Source organism: Nostoc sp. C96 (assembly GCF_059384975.1).
Map to the genome: position 1 here is coordinate 3,259,312 of NZ_CM182020.1, position 25,838 is coordinate 3,285,149.

General features: G+C 41.2%; 22 protein-coding genes. 7 read left to right on the top strand and 15 right to left on the bottom strand.

Annotated features, from left to right (window positions below; translation table 11 throughout):
• The 3 genes from AC504W_RS13870 to AC504W_RS13880 form a co-directional block, all read right to left on the bottom strand.
• Positions 1-675, bottom strand: a complete 675-nt coding sequence (locus AC504W_RS13870; protein WP_494878387.1) for a tetratricopeptide repeat protein — start codon at positions 673-675, stop codon at positions 1-3.
• An 809-nt stretch (positions 676-1,484) separates the two neighbouring features.
• Positions 1,485-3,623 (bottom strand): CHASE2 domain-containing protein, encoded by a 2,139-nt coding sequence (locus AC504W_RS13875; RefSeq protein ID WP_494878389.1) that lies wholly within the window; start codon positions 3,621-3,623, stop codon positions 1,485-1,487.
• A gap of 201 nt (positions 3,624-3,824) precedes the next feature.
• Positions 3,825-4,394 carry a superoxide dismutase family protein gene (locus AC504W_RS13880; RefSeq protein ID WP_494878391.1) on the bottom strand — a complete coding sequence of 190 codons (570 nt, stop codon included), beginning with the start codon at positions 4,392-4,394 and terminating at the stop codon, positions 3,825-3,827.
• A 72-nt stretch (positions 4,395-4,466) separates the two neighbouring features.
• On the opposite strand from AC504W_RS13880, the gene AC504W_RS13885 reads away from it, so the two are divergent.
• Positions 4,467-5,453 (top strand): pentapeptide repeat-containing protein, encoded by a 987-nt coding sequence (locus tag AC504W_RS13885; RefSeq protein ID WP_494878393.1) that lies wholly within the window; start codon positions 4,467-4,469, stop codon positions 5,451-5,453.
• Positions 5,454-5,471: 18 nt separating this feature from the next.
• On the opposite strand, the gene AC504W_RS13890 is transcribed toward AC504W_RS13885, so the two are convergent.
• From AC504W_RS13890 to AC504W_RS13900, 3 genes are all read right to left on the bottom strand, one after another.
• On the bottom strand, positions 5,472-7,223 hold the full coding sequence (locus AC504W_RS13890; protein WP_494878395.1) for an FAD-binding oxidoreductase: 1,752 nt from the start codon (positions 7,221-7,223) through the stop codon (positions 5,472-5,474).
• A 170-nt stretch (positions 7,224-7,393) separates the two neighbouring features.
• Positions 7,394-10,723 carry an FHA domain-containing protein gene (locus tag AC504W_RS13895; protein WP_494878396.1) on the bottom strand — a complete coding sequence of 1,110 codons (3,330 nt, stop codon included), beginning with the start codon at positions 10,721-10,723 and terminating at the stop codon, positions 7,394-7,396.
• Between the two features lie 387 nt (positions 10,724-11,110).
• On the bottom strand, positions 11,111-12,028 hold the full coding sequence (locus AC504W_RS13900; RefSeq protein ID WP_494878397.1) for a DUF928 domain-containing protein: 918 nt from the start codon (positions 12,026-12,028) through the stop codon (positions 11,111-11,113).
• Between the two features lie 733 nt (positions 12,029-12,761).
• On the opposite strand from AC504W_RS13900, the gene AC504W_RS13905 reads away from it, so the two are divergent.
• Complete coding sequence (locus AC504W_RS13905; protein ID WP_494878399.1) at positions 12,762-14,333, top strand: metallophosphoesterase; 1,572 nt, start codon at positions 12,762-12,764, stop codon at positions 14,331-14,333.
• Between the two features lie 86 nt (positions 14,334-14,419).
• Here the strand turns inward: AC504W_RS13905 and AC504W_RS13910 are convergent, their stop codons facing one another.
• The 3 genes from AC504W_RS13910 to AC504W_RS13920 form a co-directional block, all read right to left on the bottom strand.
• Entirely contained in the window at positions 14,420-14,584 is a 165-nt protein-coding gene (locus AC504W_RS13910) for a hypothetical protein (RefSeq protein WP_494878400.1), read from the bottom strand.
• Between the two features lie 197 nt (positions 14,585-14,781).
• The gene (gene rsmG, locus AC504W_RS13915) at positions 14,782-15,531 is read right to left on the bottom strand and encodes a 16S rRNA (guanine(527)-N(7))-methyltransferase RsmG (protein ID WP_494878402.1); all 750 of its coding nucleotides are present in this window, start codon (positions 15,529-15,531) and stop codon (positions 14,782-14,784) included.
• A gap of 82 nt (positions 15,532-15,613) precedes the next feature.
• The gene (locus tag AC504W_RS13920; protein ID WP_494878404.1) at positions 15,614-16,288 is read right to left on the bottom strand and encodes an ABC transporter ATP-binding protein; all 675 of its coding nucleotides are present in this window, start codon (positions 16,286-16,288) and stop codon (positions 15,614-15,616) included.
• Between the two features lie 314 nt (positions 16,289-16,602).
• Here AC504W_RS13920 and AC504W_RS13925 point away from each other — a divergent pair, with 314 nt between their 5' ends.
• The 3 genes from AC504W_RS13925 (at position 16,603) to AC504W_RS13935 (ending at position 18,554) form a co-directional block, all read left to right on the top strand.
• Positions 16,603-17,538, top strand: a complete 936-nt coding sequence (locus AC504W_RS13925) for a Sll0314/Alr1548 family TPR repeat-containing protein (RefSeq protein WP_494878406.1) — start codon at positions 16,603-16,605, stop codon at positions 17,536-17,538.
• 123 nt (positions 17,539-17,661) lie between these two features.
• On the top strand, positions 17,662-18,114 hold the full coding sequence (locus AC504W_RS13930; RefSeq protein ID WP_494878408.1) for a DUF3531 family protein: 453 nt from the start codon (positions 17,662-17,664) through the stop codon (positions 18,112-18,114).
• Positions 18,115-18,122: 8 nt separating this feature from the next.
• Positions 18,123-18,554, top strand: coding sequence for an NUDIX hydrolase (locus AC504W_RS13935; protein ID WP_494878410.1), 432 nt, complete (start codon positions 18,123-18,125; stop codon positions 18,552-18,554).
• 91 nt (positions 18,555-18,645) lie between these two features.
• On the opposite strand, the gene AC504W_RS13940 is transcribed toward AC504W_RS13935, so the two are convergent.
• The 5 genes from AC504W_RS13940 to AC504W_RS13960 all read right to left on the bottom strand — a co-directional run bounded on the left by AC504W_RS13940 (position 18,646) and on the right by AC504W_RS13960 (position 23,164).
• A complete protein-coding gene (locus AC504W_RS13940; protein WP_494878411.1) occupies positions 18,646-19,284 on the bottom strand; it encodes a histidine phosphatase family protein in 639 nt (212 codons plus the stop codon).
• A gap of 236 nt (positions 19,285-19,520) precedes the next feature.
• Positions 19,521-19,853: a hypothetical protein gene (locus AC504W_RS13945; RefSeq protein WP_494878412.1), complete on the bottom strand. Its 333-nt coding sequence runs from the start codon at positions 19,851-19,853 to the stop codon at positions 19,521-19,523.
• Positions 19,853-20,239, bottom strand: a complete 387-nt coding sequence (locus tag AC504W_RS13950) for a hypothetical protein (RefSeq protein WP_494878414.1) — start codon at positions 20,237-20,239, stop codon at positions 19,853-19,855. The genes AC504W_RS13945 and AC504W_RS13950 overlap by 1 nt, the downstream gene beginning before the upstream one ends.
• A gap of 196 nt (positions 20,240-20,435) precedes the next feature.
• The gene (locus tag AC504W_RS13955; RefSeq protein ID WP_494878416.1) at positions 20,436-20,909 is read right to left on the bottom strand and encodes a response regulator; all 474 of its coding nucleotides are present in this window, start codon (positions 20,907-20,909) and stop codon (positions 20,436-20,438) included.
• A complete protein-coding gene (locus AC504W_RS13960; RefSeq protein ID WP_494878417.1) occupies positions 20,906-23,164 on the bottom strand; it encodes an ATP-binding protein in 2,259 nt (752 codons plus the stop codon). The genes AC504W_RS13955 and AC504W_RS13960 overlap by 4 nt, the downstream gene beginning before the upstream one ends.
• A 206-nt stretch (positions 23,165-23,370) precedes the next feature.
• Here AC504W_RS13960 and AC504W_RS13965 point away from each other — a divergent pair, with 206 nt between their 5' ends.
• The gene (locus tag AC504W_RS13965; RefSeq protein WP_494878419.1) at positions 23,371-24,792 is read left to right on the top strand and encodes a DUF3370 domain-containing protein; all 1,422 of its coding nucleotides are present in this window, start codon (positions 23,371-23,373) and stop codon (positions 24,790-24,792) included.
• Positions 24,793-24,843: 51 nt separating this feature from the next.
• On the opposite strand, the gene AC504W_RS13970 is transcribed toward AC504W_RS13965, so the two are convergent.
• On the bottom strand, positions 24,844-25,149 hold the full coding sequence (locus AC504W_RS13970; protein WP_103126454.1) for a small RNA NsiR4-regulated ssr1528 family protein: 306 nt from the start codon (positions 25,147-25,149) through the stop codon (positions 24,844-24,846).
• A gap of 201 nt (positions 25,150-25,350) precedes the next feature.
• Here AC504W_RS13970 and AC504W_RS13975 point away from each other — a divergent pair, with 201 nt between their 5' ends.
• Positions 25,351-25,734 (top strand): hypothetical protein, encoded by a 384-nt coding sequence (locus tag AC504W_RS13975; RefSeq protein ID WP_494878647.1) that lies wholly within the window; start codon positions 25,351-25,353, stop codon positions 25,732-25,734.
• Positions 25,735-25,838: the final 104 nt, after the last annotated feature.

Sequence of the window (25,838 nt, forward strand, 5' to 3'; positions counted from 1 at the left end):
TTATTCTCTGAAGTTGGAAGCATTATGAAAGGAGTGATACATCGTATTTTCTGGAGCGAGACGCAACGCTGTATTGTAGTCTTCCATCGCTTTTTTTTGTTCGCCTAGGTCATTGTAAGTCTGACTACGCCAAAGATAGAATAGAGCGTTTTGCGGATGGATGCCAATTGCTTTGCTATAGTCATCAATTGCTCCTTGTTTGTCACCAAGATTCTTCCGGCGAAAATTAGCTCTTTCACCGTACAGATAAGCATTTTGGGGATTTATCCCAATCGCCTGATTGAATTCATCAATAGCTCTTTGACTATCTCCTTGTTTGAAATGACTATAAGCTCGTTTAATATATGTTGTAATATCTGTAACTTCTGTATTTATATTATGCAGATTTTCTTTAGTATCTATGTCCGTTGAGATAAATTTTTCTCCGGGGACAGTTGCGGCTAAATTTGTTTTTTGCCCAGAAAGTTTGCTCAAGACCGACTTGTTATTTTTCACCGCCAGCCAGCCAAATATTCCACTACCAGCGACTACAAGCATGAGAGACAATTGTTGTCCAATACCATTTTGATTAGAACTAGAACTAATGGCGGTCAACTGATTGAGATTACTTCTGTAGGTTTGATCAGCTATTGCAGGTTTGATTTTACCTAAAGATGTAAACCATGTTATTGTCATTAGTGCTGTAACAGTAAGTAGTCTGTGCTTCATAAATTAGCTCGATTTGACTTAAGGAGGGTTTACAGCCAAGCATTGATGCCAGTCATTAACTAAATAAGAATGGATTGACCTTGCTGTTGTCATTGCCAGCCAGATTAATTGTTTTATCTTATCCAGGGATTTAAATTAGGAACTTTTATTGCTTCTAATTGTCCCAAAGTTATTCATTCTTGACTTCTGTGTTAGTACTTATCGAGTATAGTAGCAATCATTATCGCTAAAAATATCTATTTTGCAGCAGATATCAGCTTTTTGTATACAATCATCCTTTAGGTAGTACAGTAATATCTATATACCAAATTTTACAATATTCAAGATATACATAATACAGTAGATAGCTATGGCGATCGCCTATTTCAGAAGTAAGAAAAAATTGCGGATGAAGCGATCGCATTTTATTGTCAATTTTTATTATCTCATCGACAAAGCGCCGCGAAGAAATTGGCTATGGGACAAAAAAAGTGCTGTTAGCAGTAGCAGAGCGTGTAGCTAGTACTGAATTGAAAGTGTCGAGGATAAAACCAGTTGTATCAAAGCTTTGAGTCGGAGGCTATGTCTTAATTTATATGAATAGAGCCATCAAAAGTAAATATTAGATAAAGCTGTTTTTGTATATATGAAGTACAAGTTTATATATTTTTCGGCACAAGGCAGCAAAATTTAAAATTATGCGAAAAGTTGAGCTAGTATGCCGCTAATACAAAAATGCAGCAACATCACTACTCATAGTAGAAATTTACTTATTTGCTCAAAGCTTCTATCTAACGCTAGAGCTTATCTAGCTCCTCCAGAATTTCTTTAGCAGTTTGATATCTTCTTAGATAATCAAAAGAAGTCATCCGTTCTAAAATTGCTGCTAACCCATCCGAAACTTGTGCCTTATCGCGCCAAATTAGTACAGTTGTCTGCGGATCACGCTCAATTTCTTTAGCATTTTTTCCAGTTAAAGCTTGAATTCCAATCATTCCCAGAGCATGAATATCACTGTTCAACCGTGGCTGACCCATAAGTTGTTCCGGTGAAGCATAGCCAAGCGTCCCCACCGCCACGGTCAAGCTTTCTTCTTCTTGATGTGGTTGAATTTGTTTGACTGCACCAAAATCAATCAATACTATCCTATTGTCCGTTTCGCGACGCATCAAATTACTGGGTTTGATATCTCGATGGATCACATTATGATCGTGGACAAATACTAATACCTTCAAAACATCCCTTAAGATTTTGATCACCTCAGCTTCCTCAAAACGCTTACCAGCAATCAATTCATCTTGTAAGCAATGCCCTTTAATATACTCCTGCACTAAATAAAATTGCTGATTTTCTTCAAAGTAAGCCAGTAGTTGAGGAATTTGCTTGTGCTGACCCAAAATCTCCAGAATTTCTGCCTCTACACGAAATAAACGCCTAGCAATTTCGAGAAATCTAGGGTCTTTCTGTGCTGGTTGTAAATGCTTGACAACACACTTTGGCGAACCTGGGCGTTTGGTATCGTCGGCTAAGTAAGTATAACCAAAACCCCCAGAACCTAGTACTTGTGCAACCTTGTAGCGATTGTTCAGCAATTGACCGCTTTGGGGCTGACTATCAACAGGTGACTTGGCTTCGTTACTAGTAGCACCACCTTCTCGCAACAGTGATTTCAATAAGTCTATGGTTTTTTCTTGTTCTTGAATCTGATTAGCAATTTTGTCTCGCTGTAGTTTTTCCGAGTAGGCTGTGTAGACAACTACGCTACCAGCTGCTGCAATTAATCCAATTACAGGCTGTGCTAGTGGTACCCATCCGGCTTGGGTAAAAATAATAAAGCCACTACCTATCAAGAAAACTAAAGCGCCTCCACTGGCTAATCCTAAAAGCAGTGGATGCTTAATTCTCCATCCTATCAACGCACCTATTACAGTCCAGCCCCAAAGCCAAGTTATTTCTCCCCATTGAGGGAAGAACCAAAATATTGGTCTTTGGTCAAGAACTCCACTGAGAATCTCACTGACAATGTGAGTATGAATGACAATTCCTGGCATCTTTCCCGCGTTGTCTTGTCTACCAGTAGCATAAGGAGTGTTGCGAATATCTTGCTTACTGGGTGCTGTAGCGCCAATTAAAACGATTTTGCCATTAACCCAATCAGGATTGACTTTATTGTTGAGTACGTCTGTAAAACTGACTGTTCGGGCAACATTATGAAAAGAACGGTAGTTGAGCAATATTTGAAAACCACCATTATCTGCTTCTACATAACCGCCAGCATCTTGTGGTAAGCGTTGAAACACAGCTTTACCTAATTTTAATTGTAATGCGTCACCTGTTTGGGTAATTTGTGGTTGGATTTTGGCTGTGTCTGCTAGATATTTCAATGCTGCTGCAACGGCCAAAGACTGCTGACTTTGGCAAGGTGTTTTTGGCTCAGGATTAACAAATAGCAGAGCGCGACGAATAACTGCATCTGGGTCTTCTGGAAGATCGGCAAACCCGACATTATTTGCATCTAATCCTGGTGGCGGGGGCGTTGTCGTGCTACAAATTGGAATAATTTTCTTGTTTGTTTGCAAGCGGTTCAGCAGTTTGGCGTTACCACGACCAGGTTCTATTTCTATAGGTACATCTCGAAAGAAGTCTAAAGCAATGACACGGGCTTGGTTACTTTCTAATTTACCTAAGAGTCTGTCTAGTTCTTCATCTGTGGGTGTGATGTGCTTGAGTTCTTGGATATCTTGCTCTGTAAATCCCACAATTAAAAGACGAGGATCAGGAGGTAGATCTGCACGCCTTTGCATCATCTGGTCAAAAACCTTCAGTTCAAAGTATTCTAATAGTCTGAGCCTTTGAACCCCAACCAATATGAGTGTAACTAGCACGCTAGTAACTATGACTGGCTGTGTGAATAATTTTTTCGCCCCTGCAAACATAGTCTTACGAAAGTTGGATCTTTATGGTAGGTCAACTACGTTAAAGTACACAACTTTGGCGTTAGTTTAGCCATACACATTAAAAGTAATTGTAGATTGATCATTGAGACTTTTAATGCTGTGTATCGGAACTGGAACAAAAGTAATTAAATCTCTAGAAGTAGGGAAAATTATCTTTGATTCTCCCTACTCTAATTTATATTAGTTAGCTTTGGCGATCGCACCGCAAGCTAGACGACCACCGCCAGCCTCATCGGCTGTACCACCAGATTTCTTTTGATCCTGGAGTTTATGGATAATAACTGCACTACCATCACCATCAAATAAGCTGATGGGACTATCAGAAAGAGTCACACTGCTAATAAATGCTTCCAAACGACCTTGACCTAAAGGATTAATTTTAATATTGGGTAAATCACCTAAATGATAAGGATGGTTCTTTTCTACCGGCTTTGATGAACCAAAGGGGCCAGGGTCAAAGTGTCCACCAGCAGAACTAAAAGGCTTTTCTGTACCTGTTTCACAAGCACCTGTTTCATGAATGTGAACCCCATGTAATCCTGGAGTCAAGATTTTGGGATCACCTTTAAGTTCTACAGCCACCCAAACAGACTGAAGTTCGCTATTTTGTACGGCTTTCAGTGTCCCTGTAATCCCAGGGCCACTAATTTGAGCTTGAGCTTTTAGCTGTGGCCCAGCACCATTAGAAGGAGAAGCACAAGCTGTTAATAGTACTAGACAGGCAATAACGATGTACGAGATAAATTTCATAACTCAGATTCTCAAAACTCTATCAACACTAGTTTTGTCGTTCAATATCTTGACTACAAGAAGGAAATAAAAATGCGTGAACGTTTACGTAAATGGATACAGGATTTTCAAGAGTGGATTATTTTCGCTGTGATATTTGTATTGTCAATAGTAGTGATTCGGGTTTTTGAAGATAAACCTCCATTTAAAAGTATTGTGGAATCATTGATTAGCTCTAAGTTTATTGGTACTCTGCAAGACTTGAGTATTTTAGCGGCGGTCATTCTTTACTTCCGAGAAACTCCTTCCCGCAAAAAACAGGCACATTATGAAGCATGGCGTGTAATTAACTCAGCTTATGGACAACGAGCTAGTGGAGGTAGAATTCAAGCATTACAAGACTTGAATGATGATGGTGTTAGCTTGGCTGGACTCACAGCCGATAAAGCTTATCTAGCTGGAATTAACTTAAAAGGAGCCGATTTGCGAGATGCGAATCTCGAAGGTACTAACCTGAAAAATGCTTGTTTGCAGGAGATTGATTTACGCAATGCGAATCTTCAAAAAGCTGATTTGAGATATGCCAATCTTGAGAGAGCAAATTTAAGAAATGCCAATCTTCAAGGACAAAGTACTAACCTCAGCTACACAAATTTTCAGAATGCTTACTTAAGCCATGCCAATTTTCAATTAGCCTACCTTTGGAGTGCAAATCTTCAAGGGGCTGATTTAAGTTATGCCAATCTTCAAGAAGCGGATCTCAGTTATGCCAATCTGCAAGGGGCTAATCTCAAATATGCCAATTTTCAAAGTGCTGACCTCAGTCCGACCAATCTTGAGAAAGCCAACTTTCAAGGTGCCGACTTGCAAAATGCTGATCTCAGAGATGCCCAAAACTTGAATCCAGAGCAAGTTAAATTAGCTAGGAATTGGGAACATGCTAAATATGATGAGGCTTTGCGAATGCAGTTGGGGTTAAGTCCATTTAGCCAAAATATTGAAGTCTTGCCACCAGAAAACCCTGGTCAGGACGACAATTTATCCGATATTCAGCAATCCCAACTCCTCGATGATTTTTAAATTTGCTGGATTGAGTAACTAAGCATCTATCACTACCCTACCGACAGGATAAGCCACACAAGTTAAGATATAACCTTCTTTAATTTCACTTTCTTCTAAGGCTTCGGGATCATAGCCTTCCATTTTGACATTTCCTTCTAATTTACGTTTTTTGCAAGTGCCACAAACCCCAGAACGGCAACTACTGCGGATTTTTACTCCTTCTTGATCAGCCATATCCAGGATACTTTCTTCACCGTCACAAGGTACGTCTTTACCTGATTTCGAGAAAACTATCAGTGTTTGGCTAGAAGATGCTGGAGGGGGAGAGACTGGAGTTGGTGTAGCGGCGACTGGGGTTGTTGCTACGCGTGCTGCTACATCTTGAACTGCTGCTTCTGTGGAGATTTTGCCCAACATTTGGCGCAGTCCTAAATTACCCACAGGAGTAGGAGAAACTTCTACTTTAGCCGCAAGCTCTGGGGCTTTTTTGATTTTTTTCCGAGGTGGGCCAAAGCTTTCTTCATAGTAGTTCTGCATTGGAAAGTCGATGCTTTCCAGCAAGTCATTGACCGATTCCATAAATGGGTTCGGGCCACATACATAAACTGTGCGTTCTTTATAGTCTGGCGCAATTAGTTTTAACATTGCTGGATCAAGTCTGCCGGTGAAACTCATCCAACTTTGACCGGGTTCACGACGGGTAATGCTAACTGCCAGATTAAAACTTGGATGATTTGCTGCCATCCAGTCTAGTTCCTGCCGATAAATGATATCTCTGGGACTACGGGCGCAGTGGAAAAAGACGACATCAACGTTAGAGGCGGTGTCATACAACCAGCGGGACATAGACATCATGGGTGTGATGCCACTACCTGCTGATATTAGCAACAGTTTTGGTGAAGGATTGGCAAAGCAGGTAAATTTACCTGTTGGGCCATTCAGTTTCAATGTGCTACCAACCTTGAGGTTATCGTGTAGCCAGTTGGAAACTAAACCTCGTGGGACATCTGACCCAGCATCATTAGGTGCGGGGACGCGTTTAACAGTGATTTCTAGGGTATGGGGACGGGAAGGTGTGGATGAGATGGAGTAGGAACGCAACACCTGTTCGCCGTTAATTTCTAGGTCGAGAGTGACAAACTGGCCTGGTTTATAAGTAAAGAGCTTTGGTGGGTCGGCAACGAAGCGAAAGGTTTTGACATCGTTGGTTTCATCAATGATTTGGGTACATTTAACGGTTAAATCTCCCTTCATCCAACGCTCAATTTGGCTGTGATCTACTGTCGCTAGTGGCATATACTCTTCGGGAGCTTGGGCGACTGCGGCAGAGATTGGCTGTGGTTCAGGAATTGACGGTGAAGCAACAGCTGCGATCGCTATTTCTGGCTGTAGAGCTTGACCGTTACTTGTCGTGATCACGTTAGTAGTAACGTTAACATTCAAATCGATCATGGTTGGTTCATTGCTGGATACTGCTCCGATCACCATCACAAAGAACCGCCCAATCTGCATCATGTCTCCTGTTTTCAGAGCATAATCCTGATTGATTTGAATTTGTTCTGCATTTAACCGCGAACCAGCACGACTTGCCAAATCAGTGTAATAATAATTGCCATTTTTGAGAGAAATTTTGCCGTGCATCCGACTGACTTCGGCACTATCTAACACCACATTACAGTTAGGATAGCGCCCAATTAGACACTCATGATTGAGCATTGTGTCTAAGTTGAGGTCTAGTTCTTTGAGTTCATTGGGTTGCTGTGGATCAATGATTCTGAGTTTAAGCATATTAATTACCTAATATGTCAATTTCTATGTGTTTATACTGTCAAAATCAGGGAAATTGTTTACATTTTATGTTGTAATCATTACCTAAACTCAACAGAGGTAATGAGGAGTGCCAAAAAACTGGCGTTGATTGGTTTAACTGGGATGGCAGTACCATCCCAGTTAAATTATTAGAGTTGCGTTATGGAACAAGCTTGTCCTAGACTTGCTTGCAGACGATTACTCAAAAGCTCCAAGATATTTCTGGCTAGTAAGGTGTCTTGGGCCAGCACTGCCTCAAAATTCTCAGCATTGATTCTCAATGTCTTCGTTCTGGTACCGGATGCTACTACAGTTGCCGCATAGTTAGTGTGGTTTAATACTTCTAATTCACCAATGGTTTGCCCAGGTAAAATCATTCCTGACAAATCTTGATTACCCATGCTTTGACTGACTCTAGCTTCACCGTCGATTAAGACGATCAGATCATGAGCCACTGTACCCATACGGCAAATTTCTTCTTCTGGTCGATAGACTCGGACATGGCTATTTTTCGCTAAATCAATCAGGACATTTGCTTTTAGTCCAGAGAAGAAGCTGCTCTTATACAGCCATAACAACTTTTCTAAGGTTCCTAAAGCTTCAGCTAAGGTGTCTCCTTGTTGGGCTTGCATTTCCCATTGCACCAGAATCACTAGATCGTCGCCACTACTGAAGCGGACAACATCACCCTGTTGAAGTTGTGCTTGCTGATCAAGGATTTGTGTTTTACCAATCCGCAGACCGTTGCTGCTACCTAAATCTTTGACGCTCACGCCTTTTTCATCTAAGTAGAATATGGCGTGCTGACGCGAAACGCGGTTATCGGAAATGATGATATCGTTGCCAACTTCACGTCCGACACGAACTGTTGACTGTTGAAACACCCGTCTTTCTACACGTCCCATGATTTTGATTTGAGCAATCATGGTCGGTACGGTATTTTTGGCGTGGGTCTGTCCTTGACCAAGAATGCGTCCGGCTGTTTCGATCACCAGTTGATCTTTAGTGGCCTTTGTATCTAACAACTGACGAGCTTGTTGGAAACCAAGACTAGGATCGATTTGATGTAGCGCATACAGACTGGCTGCTTGGACTAAGGGATCAATGTCTTGTAGTAGTTGCATTAAGACATCAATAATCACATCAGAACGTAATGCTGGTTCTGGGATTTGGGTGGGCGCTACGATAGAACTCCAAGTAGAGGTAGTGGCGGGAGCAGAATTCCGAATGGAATTGGGAGCGTCGATTTGTGTATCGGCGATTCCCGGATTGATGTCTGTGGCTATACCAACTGACTGAGTTACTAAGTCTTTGGCTTGGCGTAAGGAGGCGATGACTCTCATACTGAGACGAGATATCCACTTCGACTGCTCTTCGTTAGACCGCAGAATATCACCTAAAATATTTGCTGCCAGTACACCGATAGAACGGGCAATGTCGAGGGCTTCTGGGGTATCTCCTAAAATTTCTAGGATGCTGAGTAATTGGGTGACAATCAGTTTTTGTTTTTCTTGGACTGCTTGTCGCAATAGGACGTAAACAGGGGCTTGGGGATTGGAAACTAAGTTTTGCAGCGCTTGATAGCGAACCGCTAAGTCTTGCAATTGAGATAATAAAGTCTCGGCTGTCCTTAGTAGTGCGCCATCTTGATTAAACATTTCTGCCAAGACTTGTTCTTGTTCGGCAGATGTGATGGCATACTCTTGACGCAAGCTCATGATTTGCTTTTGCTTGCGCTCAAAGGCATCTGATAAGGGAGTGCCTGTTTCTACTAGTTCTTGAATAACTAATTCGAGTGCGCGACGATAACTGTCAATCCGCAGTTGGTTTTCGCGGCTGAGTTGTCTTTGAGGATCTAGTAGGGCGGGGTCTTCGACACCTAGTTCGGCGAGTACGGAGTAGTGTTCTTCATCGCTAATGTTGAGTTCTTTGCGGACATCTTTGAGAACTTCTAAGCTGTCGGCAGATTGGACGTTACCTTCTTGGAGAGATTCTTGCAATACGCCTTTATAGACACGCAGTCTATCGGCTCGGTTAAAACCAGGGAGGACTTTAGCTAGAACATAGACTTCGTTGGGTAGGAGGTCTTGGAGCGATCGCCCTTCGAGGAATTTGCCCCAATCCACCGCTAGTTTGTTCAACTGACGACGCAAACTACTCGCTAAACTCTCACGGGAATAATTGTCTCTGCTGCGTCCTAAACTTCTGTGTAGCCACAAGCTACTGACTAACACGATTACGGCGTTCAGTACCAAAATCCCCCATTGGGGAAACAAGCTGATGTTGGGACGACCACCAAAGGAAAAGAAGACGTTAAAGGAGATAAATGTACACAACACAAAGCAGACGTGTAATATATCTTCTTCGCTAACGTTTCTACCTTGGCGCTTGAGGAAGGCACGATAAGCATTTTCTAGGGTTTGACAAATCAAGTAGCTTAGGGCAGCACAGATCCCAATGGTCAGAGGAGAAGCAATAATTTTGGGTATGGGAATAGCTTGACCAAAGATGTAAAAACCAGGGTTGAATAGGGTGCTTAATTGTCCTTCTTCATGTGTCCATGCTCCTGAGTAGTAATAGTCCCAGTTGCCTGCATACAAGAAGTAGTAGAAGTAGAAGCCAAACATCAAGCCAAAATAGGTGTAGAACACTAATTTTTGGTCTGGTCTGGTAATGCCTTCCCAATAGGAGCGTTCGGAGTCAATATCTATACAAGGAGATTGACAGCTAACACAGGCACTTTTTTCGTTACCACTGGTATCTACCGACCGACACATAGATTGAGTGATACTTTGAGGCGGCTTGAGGTGAGCATCAGTACCTAATAAGCCTCTGGGGCCTGTATAAAACATCTGCACGGGAGCCATTGGGCAGAAGTATTGACACCAACTTCTACCCTTGAATAAATAACCCACACCAATTGACGAGGTGATGGTGAATAGCAAAAACAAAGCCATTGCGGTGCGATCGCTATTCACAAACAAAATGCGGATGTTCAAGCCCAGGTAAAAGAGGAACATTTGCAGGTACAGGTAATTCCGCCCTAACCAAGATTCCTTTTCTACCCCAGCTAGTTCATAACGCACGTTACCTGTTTCCGGATTAACCACTTTGCGCTTGCGCTGAATTCCCAAAGCGCGGGGAATTTGGGAGAAGAAATACAACGGACAAATCCGCCGCCAAACTTCATGCCCCAATAGCACCAAAATCATGATCCCGATGGGCAATACCATTGCCCAAAAGATCCGCGCTCCCATTGGGTAAGGCTGTTCTGGTAAACACACACCCTGGACTGCTACGCACTCATCAGGATCGAGGTACCTCTCAGGATGGAGATGGAAAGGACTTGCTGTATTACTTGGGTCGGTTAACCAAACCGAAAGTGGATCATAAAATAAAGAAAAAATTAATGTCAGCCAGCCGATAGCAAGCAGCCACCTGACTATGTGCATCTGTTTTTCTGGGACTTGACTAATCATTGTTTGCAGTTGCTATAACGTTAGAGTTTTAGTATGTTTTACTGGATAAAATTCCCTAGACTAGGTAAAAGTTCATAGAAAAACTATCAGCTACTACTGCCTTGATAGCTAACAAATAAACAATTTATTTGAAACACAAGCGGATGTAACTGCACAAGCAGCTTGATATTTGATTGCTTGTAATTTTGTGTGAAGTCTAGTGATTATACAAATTGATGACAGTTGTGCTTGGTGAAGTTTGTTGGTTATTAATGCTCCTGTTATACGTACGTATGATGTTATAAGGTTTTGCGTGCAGGAAATTAAAAGTTTTTCTTAATCATTGTTTAACGATGGTAAAGTTTCTGCTCATCTTTGATTGATGAGTTAATTTTTACCCCTAGAGGTCTACTGTATTGTGCAGCAAGATACTAGAGGTTCTTGAGTAATTTCTTCTAAACCTCCTGAGCGTAATAAATCTTCCCAATCATTTTTAATTGTCAGGTCGTTAGGGCTAGATTTACGCAATTCACTGAGAATTGCTAAAGAATCTTCCCAAAATCCGGATAAGGCGTAAATTGCCGCTTGTTCTTCTGGTTTGACTTTCTCTAATTCCGTCATCAGTGCAGCATCTGGTGCAATACGTTGAATGGAGCCAGAAACTACATAATCAAGCTGCCGATCGCTGCGATCACAAATTATCGAAAAGTCCCAGTGATAAGTTTTACCAACTTTTAAACTTGGTACATCTGATTTTTCTGGCAAATTCAGGCTGACAATACCAGCTTTAGTTGGTGTTGGCAAGGTTTGTTGATACACAACATTATCTTGATCATCTGACAAAACCAATTCCATGACTGGTGCAGATGTTTGCGGTACATAAAAGAAGAAACTGGGATTAGCGGCTGTGGTTCTTTGCATTAAATCTAAAGTTGGTGTTAGCGCCATTAAGCGTTTTTTACCAGGAATGCAAACAGCACCGTTTTCACTTAAACGTTGCCCAGCACGGGTGCCTCCCTGTACTTGCCGCACGGGTTTGCCCAAGTTGGTGGGAATATAAGTAACGTAGGTTTGACGCTTGTTACCATTGCGGCGATCGCGCGATACATAAATTTGGATATTGTTCACCGCTGTGGTAGCGTAGCGATCGCCTGGTCTTTCCTGAAGTGCTTGTTTAAAATAATTCAAAGCGGCTGAGTAATTCCTCTGACGGGTAGCACTGTAACCCATCTGCATATATTGGTTGTAGTTTGACTGAGCTTGAGCTAAGTAAGTAGGCAGGGCTACAACTTTATCTGCGCTAACAGGTAAGAGAGAGCCAAGCATTAAGGTTACACAGACGCATCTTATCAGGAAAAACGGTTTCATAGTCAATCCCTTCACTTGGGCTTTACTGTATGTTCATACAACATAGATAGGTTGCATTTCGCAGATCTATGCAAAATTTTATCTAGTCTTGTTGACAATTTTCAGTGTTACCTGTGAAAATCTCTAGTTGCTTGGATTAGTTAATTATGTGTCTCCTGCTGCGAAAGCCTACAAATAAACTATCTTGTCAATAATCTTGTCAATAATCAACTACAGATACTTAGACGTTAATGTTACTTAGCCATTTCTAGTGGTGTGTTATTCCGTAAAACTACTATAATCTAGTGACAACTGGCTTGTACACATTTTCATTTTCAAGATTAGTAACAAATACGTAAGATATTTATCCTAACTTTTTGTTAAGTTTACAACCCAGTTTATCAGCGTTGACTTAGCTTCTTATGGCATCTGAATTTTTCTGTAAATACTCATCCACACAAAATTAAAAGCTGACTAACAGATCAATTAGGCGTTGCATAAATGCTGGATGAATTCAGATGTTTAACCATAATTAAAGATTGATTCTTCGCGCAAAGGCGCATTTGCCATCAGGCGTTCTCGCAGAGTAGGCGCGAAACAAATTTCTTCCAGTTAATCAGCCATACACCCAATTAACCGTGGTGAGCAACAGTGAGTAATTATGAAAACAACTCGCTACAATTGGGATGCGTTAGGAAAGCATTGTTAAAGTATGAGATTGATTTCTGAACCACCAATTCCTGTAAAAATTCAAAAAATGAAGGAGAGGGTACGGTGGAGACATAGCACTATGCTCCAGCGAGGCATCGATCAAACCAGTATGATAATTGACGATGGCAAAGATGAGAATCCCGAATTTTCGTTTTTGGTGATTGGAGATAGTGGTACAAAATCTCATTACGGACACCACCCGCAACGTGAAGTAGCTAAATTAATGCTGGCGCATAAAGATGATTGTCGTTTTGTGCTGCATACCGGTGATGTGATTTATGTGGTAGGTTCCCATGAATATTACCCAGCCAACTTTATTGAACCTTACCGAGAATTTTTAGTGGGTGGCGAGAACCCCAAGAAGATTGCTTACGATCGCATGACCTTTAACTTACCGTTTTTACCGGTTCTCGGCAATCACGATTATTATGATGTGCCATTTGTCTACCGTTGGTTAACAGGTAGCACACTCAGGTTGAGGCGGATGTTGCGTTACAAAGATTTTGAAATTGGTTGGCATGGTTCTAATCAAGGAGATGCTTATTCACGCGCTTTTCTAGATTATCTAGCCGCTTTAACTTTTCCTGAAGAATTACACCACCATTTAGACCAAAATTACACAGGTAAAACAGACACTGGTCGTTGTTTGCGTTACATACCAGGAGAATTTACCCGTGTACCCAATCGTTATTACAGTTTTCGGTATGGTGGTATAGATTTTTTCGCGTTGGATTCCAACACATTTAATATGCCATCGCCTTTACCAACAACCCAAGCCGGAGAAATTTACCGCCGGGAATTGCAAAAGCGCCGCCAAGAAATAGACAAAGAAGAAGAACAGATTTTGGCAATAAGCGATCGCCTCAATCCCGATAACCCAGCCGATGCGGAACAACTCGACGACCTTAGTGCCAAATTAGACCAAATTAACGAAGTCAAAATTGACATCGAGAAACAATTATCATCTCATCAGTCACCCACAATTGATTTTGAACAACTAGAATGGTTGCGCGACAGACTCATTGAATCTTGGCATACTTCAGAAGTTCGCGGCCGGATACTCTTTTTTCACCATCCTCCATACGTCACCGAAGCCACAAAATGGAGTCAAGCACAAACTTTAGCAGTGCGTCATCGGTTACGTTGGGTTTTGGAACAAGTCAAAGAAAATCTTGGTTCCCTCACACAAGGCCGACCCTTAGTTGATTTAATATTTAACGGTCATGCTCACTGTTTAGAATATCTCCGCATAGCCGATACAGGATATGCAGATTCTCATATTCCTTGCATTGTCTCCGGTGGTAGTGGTCGCCGTCCTCGCCGTCAGCGCAGTGAGGGAACGGAATTGTTAGAGAGGTTTACTGAAGTTCCTAGTAGTCCGATTCGCAAAGTTGCAGATTCCCTACTTTATGTCGGTCGCTATGGTTACGGTTCTCAAACACGCTTACCTTATTCCTGCGTGCGAGTTGATGTTCAAGATGGTTATCCACTTAAATTTATTGTTCGACCTTTAGTCGCTGAACGCGTTGACCAACAATGGTATCAGCATGAAATGGAACCATTGATGTTGTGAATGAAGAGGAAGTATGAAGTATAAACTTTTATCTTTCATACTTTACCCGGCAACGACCAACTTACGAAGTCAAAGATTTACCAGATTTACCACAATATAATTGGTAAACCTGCAATCAAAGAAGCAACACTTGTCCAAAGAGTAAAGCGCTCAAGATTTCCTTCATCCAAAGCAAGACTCATTTGCTTAATTGCTGATAATAGTGCTGCTAATAGTAGTACAAAGAATGCAAAATATTTCAAAGCAACCATACTTTGCCCTACTTTTATGAAAAGTAAATATAGTAGGTTTTTAACAGGTTAAACCATGTTTTTTTGTTCCCTATTTAGCAATTAGAAGCCTAAGTTATTGAATAAAGAAAAAATACATATTTTAGAAGTATTGAGTGTTTAGTAGGACTTACAACGTCGATAATGTCGTTGCGACCGGAACGAGGCGTTTTCCCCCGTCACAATGGCTTTTGATGAGGTATGCCAACGGCACGAGGAAATTGAGACGGTGTGCTTGCTACTTTTCGCAGATATAAGCAGTGACGGATGCTATTAGTTAGGGGAGTAGTGAATTGTTCTATTGAGGCAATTTCACCACCTAATTGTTTAACAGCATTTTGCAAAGCTGTAGTTTCTTCTTCAGTCCAAGTACCTCGATAAATTACTGCTAAACCACCTTTTTTCAGTAATGGTAAGGTGTACTCTGCACATTCTGAAGCTGTACCGACGGCGCGAATTAAGGCAAGATCATAGGACTGGCGGTGTTGGGTTTGTTGACCAATTTCTTCCACTCTGCCAACGAGAGTTTTGCAATTGCTGAGTTCTAGTGTAGTTAATACTTTGTCGATAAAAGCAATTTTTTTGCGGGTGGAATCTAGCAGAGTAATTGTGCTGTTGGGTGCAATCATTCCTACCGGAACACCAGGAAAACCTGCACCTGTACCAATATCAATGACTGATGCACCTGTTTGAAGAGATGCAATAAATTGGTTGTTTAGTACAATTCCCCGCAAGGAATCCCAGAGATGTTTTTCCCAAAATTCTTGGGGTTCGGTAATCCGCGTTAAGTTTAATTGGCTGTTACCTGACAGAATTAACTCATAAAGTTGCTGGAATTGTGTCTGTTGCTGTGTAGTTGGTTGCCAATTAAGGGTTTGCTGCCAAATTTCTGCCATTTCTGGCAGCAAGGGATTGGTGGAATTAGTCATTAGTCAATGGTCAATGGTCAATGGTCAAAAGGCAGAAGACTCAAAGATGAAATTTCTTACTTTATACTTCATACTTTTGAAGTCACACTGTTGGTTGGGGTTCTTTCACTTTACTACTAAGTGTTGCTGGATCAACTGATTGCAGTTCGCCGTGATTGAGTGTCCAACAACGGTCGGCGATCGCTAACATATCTCCAGCATCATGTGTTACTACTAACAATGTCCAGTCTTGTTTGAGTTTCGCCAATAAGTTGACTAGTTGCTGGCGCATTGACCAATCTAAACCGGCGGTAGGTTCATCTAATAACAATACATTCGGCTGACGAATTAATTGCACTGCTAAAGCTAAACGCCTTTGCTGTCCTCCACTTAAAGCATAAGGCGCGGCAGACAAGGATAAATGCTCTAATCCCACTTCGCTGAGGGCTTGCTTGACTCGTTCTGACCCTAACTCAGGATGTCCTAGGCGCAATTCTTCTAAAATTGTCCCGCCGCAAAAGTGCCGTTCAGGAAACTGAAACACAATTCCAGCCAGTTGTTGTAGTTGTTCGGCGATGAGTTCTTGTTCTCGCCAAAACACTCCGCCAGAAGTGGGTTCGGCTAGTCCAGACAAAATTTCTAGTAAGGTGCTTTTGCCAGAACCACTAGGGCCGATAATTAAACCTAACTGTTGAGGCGGTAATTCTAGGTTAATTGACTTGAGAATTGCGGTTGGGCAAGCTGTGGGATGATAAATTAAATTTCTGAGATAGAGCATTTGTTAAAATTACCAAAAATTGGCGAATGACTCACTAACCAAGATTAACTACACCAAGCACAATCGGAAAATTCCGAATTAATTTATGCCATGTTACTCGCTTCAAGCATGATCTCACAGCCAAACTATCTCTCCATTTTGGCAGAAGAACCTTAAATTCAGGACGGTAACAATTCTGGGAACTTGCAAAAATTAGCCAAGTCAACCTGTTGAGAATGTGTTGACTGAAAATAGAACTCAATTAAGATGAAAATTTTTTGGCATTCTAGGTAACATATAAAGCTATTTCCACCGCAATTATTCTGAGGGTGCTGATGACTCAATTATTTCCCGCTACAAAAATAGTACTTACTAAATTAAGTAGATTTGCTCAGACAAGTTTGACAACTGCGATCGCCTTTAGTCTGTGGGTAACTCCATCTTTAGCTGGCGACCCCTTTGGCCGCAACGAACCACATCAAATTGGCGATCATACAGAAGCAGCTTTTAAAGCTATTTTCCAACAAGGTAATTATCCCGAAGCCGAACGTCACCTCAAGGAAGCCTTAGCCAAAGAACCAAATGAACCTTTAGCTTATGCAATGCAAGCATCGTTAGCATACACAAAGGGCGATTTTACAAGTTTAAATAACTACAGCCAGCAAATTCTAGACGCTGGGCAGAAATTAATTGCTAATGACCCACTCCGTGGTAATATTTACACTGCCGTTGGGCATTTTTTTGAAGGGGCGGTAATTGTGACGCGGGAAGGTGCGGCGAAAGGTGCTACCCAAGCTTTAGGTCGGTTGCGGCAAGTTTACCAGTATTTAGATAAGGCTGAAGCGATTTCGCCCAAAGACCCAGAATTGAATTTGCTCAAAGGCTATATGGATTTAATGCTATCTGTGAATTTGCCTTTTGCCAATCCTGATGAGGCAATTGGGCGGCTAGAGACAAGTGCTGCACCCAGATATTTGGCGGATCGGGGAATTGCGATTGGCTACCGAGATTTGAAACAGTACACTCAAGCTTTAGATTATGCTAATCAGGCGATCGCAGGCGCACCAAATAACCCGGAGTTGTATTATCTCAAAGCCCAAATCCTCAAGGAAAAGGGAAGACGCGAAAAAAGTCAAGAGTTGCTGCGAGATGCGATCGCTAATTTTGACAAAGCTTTAACCAAAAAATCCCAATTACCCGCTAGTTTAGTCAAACAAATTGAGCGAGAACGCAATAGTGCGGTCAATCAACTCAATAATTCCGGTAGATAACCAAAAAAGTCTGAAGTCTGAGGTATGAAATTTTAGGCTTCATTTCTCAGGCTTGAGGCTTGATTCTTGAATAGCCATCTCTTTGATATGCTTATTCTGAGCGACAGTAATTGAGATAGTTGAATGCACATTCAGTTTCGTGAATTTAATCCCTTTGATGTCTGGATTTGGTTAGGTTTTAGCACCGTACCTTCGCAACGAGAAAAAGAATATATAGAAGAAGTTTTTAATTCCTGGTTTTACTTAGGTAAATTGGGTGCATTTAACGCTGAAAATTTGCAAGTTCAAGAAACGGGACTAGAAATCAGCTATATGGATTATGACCCACAAGGTTATGACAAAAGCTTGTTAGCATTAATGCACAACATGGGCGAGATTGAGTACGAAGGACAATGGGCGCGTTGCTGGTTTGATTTGGGAACTAGTGATGCGATTTCTTTAGATATTTTAATCAACGCTCTCACCCAGCTTAGTGAAGAATATGTCACTATTGAACAATTGTATATTGGCGGCGAAAATGAAGATTGGCCTGTAGAAGATAGCGAAAGCCGTTCTTACTCTATATACGATAATTAGTGACAAGAATGAGTAAATCAGGGGAAATTCGGGTCATAGCTTTAGGACTAATTCGGGATGGTGAGCGAATTTTTGTTTCCGAAGGTTATGACCCAGCAAAGCAGTCTCATTTTTACCGCGCCTTGGGTGGCGGTATTGATTTTGGGGAAACTAGTTATACAGCTTTACAGCGAGAATTTCAAGAAGAAATTCAAGCTGAGTTAACTAATATTATCTATTTGGGTTGTATTGAAAATTTATTTATCTATAACAATCGCCAAGGTCATGAAATCATTCAGCTTTATCAATGCGATTTTGCTGATTCCAAGTTTTATCAACTAGAAAGTTTGATGTTTTCTGAATCAGGAACCCATCATCATCGGGCATTATGGGTTGACATTTCTCGGTTTAAATCTGGTGAACTTCGGTTAGTTCCCCAGGAATTTTTTACTTATTTATAAAGCCTAGATTTTTTTGAGAGTAGCTGCAAGCGATCGCAAAACCCAACAAAGTCTCGATGATGTTGGGTTCCGTTACTACATTTGTAGCAATTTATGTTCCTGGACGAGAGCGAATATGATCGGGTATATGATGGCGATCGCCTAATATTTCTAACAAAGGGCCATTAACATCAAATTTAACCATACTTACCGACGCGACTAAAATATTCACCCGATAGCGATAGCGTCCCAAATCAATTCCCAGTAAACTGCAAAGCATAATCCGAATTGTGGCTTTATGGGAAACTACTAAAACATTACCTTCGGGATGTTTTTCTTGAATTTCTGCAATTACAGGCATAGAACGGTTAGCAATATCTACCGCAGTTTCTCCACCTATTGGCGCATTCCAAGCAGGTTCTGTCAACCAGTTTACATAGTTTTGGGCATAATTCTCTTGAGCAAAGGATTTACTCTTAGTTTCCCATTGTCCGTAACTACCTTCTCTAAGTCCATCACGCAACTGCATCTCCATTCCAGTAGCATCACAAAATGGCTTGGCAGTTGCAATTGTGCGCTTCATCGGGCTAACATAAACAGCTTCCCACTGCAATTTTTGATAAACATCGGCAAAACTCGATGCCATTTCCATTCCTTCTTTTGTCAATTCTGCATCAGTTTCACCGCAGAAGTTACCACTTTGACTAAAAGTAGTTTCTCCATGTCGCAGTAAATATAAATTGAGTGTCATAGCTTGTATTGCGATTAGAATAAAGAAGTTTGTTCAAAAATAAAATACCATCAATCTCGCTATCGATTATGTAACACCAGGACAAAGTATTCAACTAAAAAAGTTAATCAAACACAAACTTTTGCTATCTAAAATAAAATTAGCGATTTCGCAGTTAAAAATATATAATAATTCAGGAATTATCCGGGCAAACTACTATTCAAGCGGAGAAAATGATCACTTGAAGCTTGCTGTATTTACTCATATCTATGTTTTTTAGATTTAATAACTTCAATCACATCATCGTGGCGTTGCCCTTCGATAATATCATTTAAATGAATCTTCCCATCAATATATTGCAAATGAATACGCCAGCCAGATAATTTATCAATATCGGCGCGATATATTGCTTGTTTAATGCCTTTAACTTTCCGCAGTCTCGTTTTGGGGAAAGTTCTAGTTCTATGGCATTCATTATCTTCTAATTCTGCCAATGCTTCGAGAAAATCAATTTTTAATTCATCAGGTAAAATTTTCATAGCTTCATAAATCACACCATGTTCATCTAGAAGTGGTTTAATCTGTGGCATCAGCTAGATTGAACCTCAATCTCTTGATTTTTCATACTAAAATCTTGGTAGAGATACTCAGCGACTGAACTATATGCTTGTGAAGCATTTTCAGTACTAACAACTCTAAATAAAGTGATCACCGTAGCATCAAAAATCGGATCATCATCAATTGTGAGGATAATTCTTAAATCTTTATCAATTATTAAGGCATAAAGAGAAGAATCATACTCAGTGTTAAATTTAATATTTTTTAATTTAAATGCCTGATTTTCTAGTAATTTTCTGTTTTTGGAAATTAAATCTACATAACGATTCAATTTCTTAATAATTTTAAATTTTTCCCTATTGTTAAATTTTTCTAAATCTTGTTCAAATTCTTTAGTTGATTCAATAAGTATTTCCATTTAAGCAATTCTTGAATCAGAATACGAAACTGAATTTAATATAGCTGAGAATTATCAATAGTTGAAGTGTTCTTAATAGCGATTATCAACAGTGCAGGCTCAATATTTTTGGTTAATTTGCTCAGAGGGTGAGATGGAATAAAAATAATGTGCCGATTAACAGAAAATCAGTATCAACACTTTGACAGAACCAGGATTAATACTCCAGATGTTCAGGAAGCTTAGTCACCTCAAACCAGTAGCGGATCAGCGTTTGTATATCTCGTTTTAATTGCTCAAAATTTATCGGCTTGACGATGTAGCTGTTAACTCCGTATCGGTAACAATCTTCGATATCTTTGGGATTATTGGAGGTAGTGAACACGACAACTGGAACGGTTTTGAGATGATCATCTTGTTTGATCTGGCGCAATACCTCTCTACCATCAGTTCCAGGCAGGTTTAAATCCAGAACAATCAACCCTGGCATTAAAGAAATTTCGCGATCGCGATAGTTCCCAGTACGGTAAAGAAACGCTAAGGCTTGTTCGCCATTTACACACCGCTGGATGGAAATTTTTATGGGCGATCGCTGTAACAATCTGTATAGTGCTTCAAAGTCTTCATTACTGTCTTCCACAATTAACAGCAGGGGTATTTTGGAGATAGGCGAAGTGGAAGTAAGATTCAAGTGATTGCCTCCGGTGCTAATGTGAAGTAAAATGTACTACCTTGAGTAGGTGTAGATTCTACCCAAATTCTCCCCCCGTGCCGTTCTACAATTTTTCGAGCAATAGTTAATCCGGCACCAGTTCCACCGCCAAACTCGTCCCGTCCATGTAAGCGGCGGAAGATTTGAAAGATTTTGTCGAGATGCTTTTCCAGGATACCAATGCCGTTATCACGGACGTAGAAAATTGGTAGTGCTGTTAGCGGAGTGTTGGGCGACTCCTGTTGAATGTAGCCAATTTCCACCCACTTTTGTGCTTTATCGTTGTACTTAATAGCGTTGCTGATGAGGTTGGTGAAAAGTTCATTCACCTGGGCGCGATCGCACTCAATCTTGGGCAGAGTTTGCGGAATCCGAAATTCAATTTCACTTTGCGGTCGTGTAATGCTGAAGGTATTAATTACCTGCTGTAATAAATCCTGCAAGTTCACTGTTTGCCGCATAATTTCGGCGCGTCCTAAGCGAGAGAAATGCAGCAGTGAATTGATTAGGTCTTCCATCCGTTGCGTCAACCGCACCAAGGTTTGCAGTTTGGCTATTCCATCTTCATTGAGTATTTCTGCATAATCTTCCATCAAAAAGTTAGCGTAGTTGTGAATGCCGCGCAGTGGTTCCTTCAAATCGTGGGAAGCAATATAAGCAAAGGAATCGAGTTCCTCATTGCTGCGTTGTAATTCAAAATTCATTGAAGCCAATTCGTCGGCCTGGCGTAACACAATACCGACAATTAAACTTCGTAATTCTATAACTGCTGTAATTTCGCAGAGTTTCCAAGGTAAGGCATAACCCCGCACCGTCTCTTGCCACAACTCAAAGGATTTACGCGGCGACATCCGGAAACTGCCATCGGACAAAACTTCCACAGGCTTATGAGGATTGCCGCCCCAATTCACAGTTTGAATGACTTCTGGCCGAAACCAGATAATGTAATTGTGATGTACCCTAGAAATTTCTAGGGCTAACACTCCACTGGCGATCGCTGCAAACGACGCACCATCTGGATAGTTTTTGGAGAGCGATGGTGTTTCAAATACACCTTGATCCAGTTGTGGTTTAATCCAGTTGAGTAAAGTATGTACTTCTGCTTCTGATGGTGTTTCCCCTATTTGAATACACTGGTTACTGCTGTAAATCACCACTCCAGTAGCTTTTACCAAATTGAGTAATTGAGATTTCAACTGCACCATTCCATCGAGGAAATACTTGGTTTGAGATAAAGCCTCGACAAATTGAGTTTGTAATGACTTCAACTGCATTTTGTAGTCGATGTCTTCACTGGCTTCTTTATTTGCCAGTTCTACAGACATCACCTGTCCAATAAATTCACAAGTGGTACGAATGTTGTAGGGAATATATTTAGGTGACGAATGATGACAGGCAATTAATCCCCACAACTGTTGATTTTGCATCAGAGAAATGGACATGGAAGCTGTCACGCCCATATTTCGCATATACTCCAGGTGAATTGGCGAGACACTCCGCAACACCGACAAACTCAAATCGAGGGGTTGATTGGTGAGGGGGTGATTTGGCGGAATTAAGGCAACAGGCTGATAGTTAACATCTGGAATCAGCCGCAACCAATTGAGGATGTAAAGATGTCGAGCTTGCTTGGGAATATCGGAAGGTGGGTAGTGTAAATCTAGATAAGGTATTTCCTGGTCAGTATCTTCAGCAATGACGCAGCCTGCACCTTCTTGATCAAACCGATAGACCATAACGCGCTCAAAGCCAGTAATTTGCCGAACTTCTTTCACCACAATCTGGCACATCTCCAGCAACGTAGGTGCTTTTTGAATCCGGGTAATAGTTCCCTTCACCTGGTGATAAAAGTCAACAAAATCGGTTTTTTGTTTCGCCTTTTTTGGTTCTAGTTCCAAAATAATGACTGAATCTAAACGATGGACAATGCCATCAAAATACATAAATTTATTTGAATGCTTGAGTGACAAGTCGAGGGGATTAATACTCTCGAAATCTTCTGTGAGGCATTGCTGAATTTTCTGAATTTGCTTGGCATCCAGTAAGTATGATAGCTGTTTGCCTAACAGTTCCTCTGGTTGATAACCAATTATTTTTCGAGTATTATTACTTACTTGCATGATTTCGAGGTGAGTATCTTGCAACACTAGCAAGACCCCGTGAGGCTGAATCAATCCCGGAATATGAATCGGCTCGCGATCGCAATTTGTCAAATCAATCGTCTTATCAGCCATACCCTACTTGCCCAACTTCTTTTTTGGCTATCAAGCGGCTTTTAGCCGCTTATCTCAGTAATCTCCCTTATTGTATCTTGCTTCTATGTAACCTCAATTTGCTGTGATATAGATAATTCTTGTTCTAATTTTGTTAATTTGTTGAACTTATGCTGTAGTTATTCGAGTTGGTTTTTAACACCACACTTTTCTGGAGCTAATTCTTTATGACTAATAAACTAGCATCGCCTTTATTTATTTTCTTATTGGGAATTGCTATTACTCAAACACTTGGCTGCAAAAGTTTTCAGAATGGTTCAGCAGTTGTTGCCCAAACTTCGCCCAAACCAGCACCTCAAGACATTGTACAACCAGGAGAAGTCCGCGCCTTACCTGGCCAGTTAGATAAAATTCCTGTTTTTAACAGCAACAGCCCAGAATGGATTAAAAATGAGGGAATTTTACTTTCTACCTTTCCGGGTAATGGTAAAAAAGTTTCCGCAGCCCACCTCAATTTTCCGTTTCAAGGACGCTTTGATTTATTTGCCCATCATTACACCCACACTCCCAAAGATTTACAAACGTTATACATCGGTGTATTGCTGCAAAACCCTAGTAAAAAACCTTTGACGGTCGATGTTTTGCAAGCGGCGAGTTATCTAATGCAAGATGCACCGTTTGTCACCTTGCCGCCTTACCAAGAAAATAATGATGGTAAAGTTTATTCTGGGCCTGGAGCGAGGGCTGTTAGTGATGTTTTGCGTGGTGTCCGTCAAGCAGATTTCCCAGCTAAGATAGTCATTCCTCCCGGCGGAAGCCGGATGTTGCTGAATCATCCCATTCCTGTCAAGAATTTAGCCAAGCCTGTGAATGGTCGCTCTAGTTTTATGCGTCTACGGAGTAGTAACAAAGTGTACGCAGCGAGTTTAGCAATGTTTGCGAAAAAAAATGCTGATGGTTCCGACCGTGCGCCTACTCTTAAAGAATGGCAAGCTTTATTAAATAATGTTGGTTTTGCTGGCCCAAGAGATAAAACTCCAACTCCACCCGATGCTAAAGGTGGTTCATTAATTTATGGACGTGTGGCTGGTGTATCTCAAGGTTCCCAATGGCAAGCTAATTTGGTAGATAATCCCAAAGCCCAGTATTTAACTATTCCTGAGCGTGGTAAAGGGATTTCCTATCCTTTAGTTACTCTGCGTGGTGGTCGATTAGGTACTCAACAAATCCAAACGGCGCAAATGTTGGTGCGTTACCCTGATACCGCCTACGAAGCGCACGGTAATTATGGGGTGGAATATAATCTGAGTTTGCCTTTAAAGAATAATACAAACCAACCGCAAAAAGTTACAGTCACACTGGAAACACCTTTAAAAGAAGACAAGCTTTCTCAAGGCGGTGTTCGTTTCCGCAAACCCTCTCTCGATTTTCCGTTTTTCCGGGGTACTGTGCGGCTACGTTATGTTGATGATCAGGGAAAACAAAATACACGCTATGTGCATCTATGGCACAGAACTGGTCAGGTTTTGGAACCATTGGTGCAGTTTGTTCTAACTCCTGCAAGCCAACGTCAAGTGCAGGTAGATGTGATTTATCCGCCAGATTCTACACCACCGCAGGTTTTGACTGTGAGAACTGTGGAACAGTAAGTGTCTGGTTATGGTGGGTTACGCTGTTGTTAACCCACTCAAGGTAACTAACTATTTACCGCCGTAGAAAAAGGCAATTTCTTTTTCTTTGAGAGGTGCAAAACCTGCTTCTGTGAGCTTTTGATCGAGTTCTGGTTGGGGAATATGTTTAGCACCAATTCTGACAATGCGCGATCGCATGGTATTAGAAACACCACTACGCTGTCTATTTGCTTCTAGCCCCATGACTTGGTGATAAAGGTCTAGCTTGGCGGTAGGAATGGGAGTACCATCAAAATCTATCCCTTTAGCGATCGCTTCATCAATGGCATCTGCACCTGTGGTTGAGGAATTTACTTGATTAGTTTCAGCAGTCATGGCTATTTGCTCTTTCTTCGTTCTGGGTAGATTTTACCAGTGTTGGGATCGTGATTTGAACGCAAAGGGGCGCGGAGGTAAACGCAAAGGGGCGCGGAGTGAGGAAGGATAAGGGGTTCCTGGTGGAGTGTGGATCAGGACTTGGCATTTTGGGAAATTTTGGATTAACCTCGAACCATCGGTATGGCAATAGGTGAGGCTATGTCTGAGGCGCACATTTCTCAAAACAACGATCGCACCCTGGAAAAAGCACTAACCAATAGGATTATTGATGATTATTTCGATAATTCTGAAAGTTGGCTAAGAGCGATTTTACGTATGTGTATATTCTCGTTAGCTCACTTGAACAGAAAACCAGTATTTATTGTGGAATGTCCAAATCAAGCTGTAGCTAAACGTTTAAGTCGCAAAACTTATCCTTTTCGGGGGCTAGTATATTATTTAACCGATAATTTGTATAGTGGTGATCGCACTTTGTTTTGTTATCAAGAAAGTAAGGATGGTTCTTGGCGTTGTTTTGATACAAGTACCAATTCGTGGAAAAATTTGAGTAATTTGCGATCGCGTTCTAGTCGGAGTGAATAGTTATTTATAGCCGTACTCACTAAGCTTAGGACAGTGTTGATTACTCAATGTTGGGTTTATCCTCAGCAGGGTATAGGTTAGGATTTTGCTTTTAGTTAAGGGTC

Excerpts from the sequence above, each read along its gene's own strand:
- AC504W_RS13925 (WP_494878406.1), top strand. The coding sequence starts at position 16,603 with ATGACTCAATTATTTCCCGCTACAAAAATAGTACTTACTAAATTAAGT.
- AC504W_RS13920 (WP_494878404.1), bottom strand. The coding sequence starts at position 16,288 with ATGCTCTATCTCAGAAATTTAATTTATCATCCCACAGCTTGCCCAACC.
- AC504W_RS13950 (WP_494878414.1), bottom strand. The coding sequence starts at position 20,239 with ATGGAAATACTTATTGAATCAACTAAAGAATTTGAACAAGATTTAGAA.
- AC504W_RS13895 (WP_494878396.1), bottom strand. The coding sequence starts at position 10,723 with ATGATTAGTCAAGTCCCAGAAAAACAGATGCACATAGTCAGGTGGCTG.
- AC504W_RS13975 (WP_494878647.1), top strand. The coding sequence starts at position 25,351 with ATGTCTGAGGCGCACATTTCTCAAAACAACGATCGCACCCTGGAAAAA.
- AC504W_RS13960 (WP_494878417.1), bottom strand. The coding sequence starts at position 23,164 with ATGGCTGATAAGACGATTGATTTGACAAATTGCGATCGCGAGCCGATT.
- AC504W_RS13900 (WP_494878397.1), bottom strand. The coding sequence starts at position 12,028 with ATGCTTGGCTCTCTCTTACCTGTTAGCGCAGATAAAGTTGTAGCCCTG.
- rsmG (WP_494878402.1), bottom strand. The coding sequence starts at position 15,531 with ATGACTAATTCCACCAATCCCTTGCTGCCAGAAATGGCAGAAATTTGG.
- AC504W_RS13905 (WP_494878399.1), top strand. The coding sequence starts at position 12,762 with ATGAGATTGATTTCTGAACCACCAATTCCTGTAAAAATTCAAAAAATG.
- AC504W_RS13945 (WP_494878412.1), bottom strand. The coding sequence starts at position 19,853 with ATGCCACAGATTAAACCACTTCTAGATGAACATGGTGTGATTTATGAA.
- AC504W_RS13965 (WP_494878419.1), top strand. The coding sequence starts at position 23,371 with ATGACTAATAAACTAGCATCGCCTTTATTTATTTTCTTATTGGGAATT.
- AC504W_RS13910 (WP_494878400.1), bottom strand. The coding sequence starts at position 14,584 with ATGGTTGCTTTGAAATATTTTGCATTCTTTGTACTACTATTAGCAGCA.
- AC504W_RS13930 (WP_494878408.1), top strand. The coding sequence starts at position 17,662 with ATGCACATTCAGTTTCGTGAATTTAATCCCTTTGATGTCTGGATTTGG.
- AC504W_RS13880 (WP_494878391.1), bottom strand. The coding sequence starts at position 4,394 with ATGAAATTTATCTCGTACATCGTTATTGCCTGTCTAGTACTATTAACA.
- AC504W_RS13970 (WP_103126454.1), bottom strand. The coding sequence starts at position 25,149 with ATGACTGCTGAAACTAATCAAGTAAATTCCTCAACCACAGGTGCAGAT.
- AC504W_RS13940 (WP_494878411.1), bottom strand. The coding sequence starts at position 19,284 with ATGACACTCAATTTATATTTACTGCGACATGGAGAAACTACTTTTAGT.
- AC504W_RS13875 (WP_494878389.1), bottom strand. The coding sequence starts at position 3,623 with ATGTTTGCAGGGGCGAAAAAATTATTCACACAGCCAGTCATAGTTACT.
- AC504W_RS13870 (WP_494878387.1), bottom strand. The coding sequence starts at position 675 with ATGACAATAACATGGTTTACATCTTTAGGTAAAATCAAACCTGCAATA.
- AC504W_RS13890 (WP_494878395.1), bottom strand. The coding sequence starts at position 7,223 with ATGCTTAAACTCAGAATCATTGATCCACAGCAACCCAATGAACTCAAA.
- AC504W_RS13885 (WP_494878393.1), top strand. The coding sequence starts at position 4,467 with ATGCGTGAACGTTTACGTAAATGGATACAGGATTTTCAAGAGTGGATT.
- AC504W_RS13935 (WP_494878410.1), top strand. The coding sequence starts at position 18,123 with ATGAGTAAATCAGGGGAAATTCGGGTCATAGCTTTAGGACTAATTCGG.